Origin of the sequence: Paramesorhizobium salinisoli, from assembly GCF_003335045.1 — a bacterium.
In the GTDB taxonomy this organism is placed as follows: Bacteria; Pseudomonadota; Alphaproteobacteria; order Rhizobiales; family Rhizobiaceae; genus Paramesorhizobium; species Paramesorhizobium salinisoli.
The window spans coordinates 1-2028 of record NZ_QOZG01000072.1; the positions used below are offsets into that span (position 1 = coordinate 1).

Annotated in this window: 3 protein-coding genes; all 3 read right to left on the reverse strand. The window is 62.3% G+C overall.

What is annotated here, in order from left to right; translation table 11 throughout:
- Positions 1 to 92: 92 nt before the first annotated feature.
- Genes DUT91_RS27235 through DUT91_RS24860 form a run of 3 tightly spaced genes read right to left on the reverse strand, consistent with a single transcriptional unit; the run spans position 93 to position 1785 of the window.
- Positions 93 to 218, reverse strand: a complete 126-nt coding sequence (locus DUT91_RS27235; protein WP_281032649.1) for a hypothetical protein — start codon at positions 216 to 218, stop codon at positions 93 to 95.
- A 26-nt stretch (positions 219 to 244) separates the two neighbouring features.
- Positions 245 to 1399 carry an ATPase gene (locus DUT91_RS24855; RefSeq protein WP_114443038.1) on the reverse strand — a complete coding sequence of 385 codons (1155 nt, stop codon included), beginning with the start codon at positions 1397 to 1399 and terminating at the stop codon, positions 245 to 247.
- Between the two features lie 2 nt (positions 1400 to 1401).
- Positions 1402 to 1785: a TA system antitoxin ParD family protein gene (locus tag DUT91_RS24860; protein WP_114443039.1), complete on the reverse strand. Its 384-nt coding sequence runs from the start codon at positions 1783 to 1785 to the stop codon at positions 1402 to 1404.
- Positions 1786 to 2028: the final 243 nt, after the last annotated feature.

Consider the following 2028-nt stretch of genomic DNA (forward strand, 5'->3'; position numbering starts at 1 on the left):
GCGGGTGAGACTGCTTATATATACTCGCTCCGCGTCACTGTCCGCCTTGACCGGTTCAGTACACTTCACCGTTCCATATGATTGTAATTAGATCAGCTTCGAACAGCGATCCTCAACGAGCCCCAGAAGCACGCATTGCCGTGGCTGTTGACAGCCACGATGCCAACGATGGCCAGGCCAACACCAATCGCAACAGCAAGAATTTCCCAGGTTTGCATTGCCGTTTCCTCCAGTCCGTCGAATCTTATCGTTCTTGACCGCCCCTGTCCCTGGTCCTATCGGCCTGCTGGACCCGGCGCACTTCCGGCAGTCTTTCCCCGCGCTCTAGGCGGCCTGCAAGTTCGTTGCGCAGGGCTTCGGCTACCCTAGCCGCCTCAGACGGCCGAGAGGCGCCTACACGCGCTTCTGCGGCCTTTACGAGAGCGTACGCCGGGCCTAGGTCCGGATAGACCTTCACCCCTTCCTGGGCCGCCTTCGTGCGAAAGGTCTCGGCTTCCGCCTTGTCCTCCTCGACCTGACGAGACGTGCGCACGGTTGCCTTGCCGTGTTTGTCGTACTGAACCTCGACCGCCTCACCGATCGGCGGCACGCGATCGAGCGACGAACGGAAATGCGCCACAGCCGACCGATTGCCGATCTTCTGCACGATATGCAGATCCGTCTCGCCAATCATCGGGCCCGTGTATTGCCCTTGCCGCGGAATGTATGTCTTCGCCTGGTCGCCCAGCTGCGTCTTGGCGATCTGCGTCGCTTCGGCAAAGCTCGCCGCCGGTCGATTGAGCCGGGACTGCGAGAAATGCTTGAACTCATCGGCATAGAGCTCACGTGCCCACGCCGGCACGCGATCGTCGACGCGGACCGCTTTGCCCTTCGCAAGAATGGCCGTGAGCGTGTGTGGCTTGCCCAGGGCTGAGTTGTCGAAGATGTAGGCGCGATCGGCCAGTTTCGCCGCCTCACGGATCAATGGCTGATTGCGCTCGTACCGCTGTCGAATGCGATCCTCTGGTACTGGATGCCCGCCGCCGGCGACGCGGGCCTCTACGCGCTTCACGGACAGCTCTGCGCTGCGGACGTTGACGTGGTAGACGATGACCTCATAGCCCGCCTGCTTCGCCTCTTTGACCAGGTCCAGCTTCGACGGGTGAGAGAACGTCGTTTCCGTAACCAAGCTCTTGCGGCCGGCCATGAGCTCTTGCCGGCGCTGCTCGGCCAATTCTTGCCCGCGCTGGGATTCGGTGAGCGTCTTCGCAGAATGGCCAAACTCGCGCTGCGCGAGCTCGTCGGCGTTGACGAATTCCGCTTCTGGATAGCGATCCTTGATGCGGTTTCGGTACAGCGTCGTCTTGCCGGCGCCATTCGGGCCGGCAATGACGTGAAGCGTTGGCCGACGGTCTTCCATGCTCAGCCCATGACCTCAGTCGTGCCGCCCTTGCGCGAGCGCACCAGGCGGCCCTGATCGTCCATGCCGACCGCGCCGCCGGCGCTGACCAGCGCCTGCAGGTTGGCCTCTTCGTTCGCGCCAGGCTGCGCCATGATGTCGTCCATCGCGTCGTAGAAATATTCCCGCTCGACAGGGCTTAAATCGGCAGGGTCAAAGCGGCCCTCGACCGCTGCACGCACGCGGTCCAGGGTGAAGCCGGGCGCATTCTCGACCGCACGGCCGAGCGAAGCCCAATGCTCGAGCTGGCCACCGATCGAGCGATGGAACACGGCGGCTTCCTGGCGGGCCTGGTCGACCAGCTGCAGAGGCAGCTTCACCGTCGCAAATTGGCTTTTGGTGTTCATCGGTTGTTCCCTTTCGGTTCCGGCTTCAGGTGTCAAAAAGTTACCTCGTTTTCGGTCAGGTGTCAAACTGTCACCCAAAGAAGAAGGCCCGGCAAATGCCGCGCCTTCGGGTGCCGCAATCGATCCTTATTCACGCTGGCGCAGGCGGCGTCGGAAGCTTTGCCATCCAGTTCGCACGGAATGCCGGCGCCCGCGTATTCGCTACCGCATCGGGCGACGGGACCGCCATTGCTCGTCAACTCG

What these genes read in the sequence shown, in the direction of transcription:
- DUT91_RS27235 (WP_281032649.1), bottom strand. Translation starts at nt 218, where the DNA reads ATGCAAACCTGGGAAATTCTTGCTGTTGCGATTGGTGTTGGCCTGGCC.
- DUT91_RS24855 (WP_114443038.1), bottom strand. Translation starts at nt 1,399, where the DNA reads ATGGAAGACCGTCGGCCAACGCTTCACGTCATTGCCGGCCCGAATGGC.
- DUT91_RS24860 (WP_114443039.1), bottom strand. Translation starts at nt 1,785, where the DNA reads ATGAACACCAAAAGCCAATTTGCGACGGTGAAGCTGCCTCTGCAGCTG.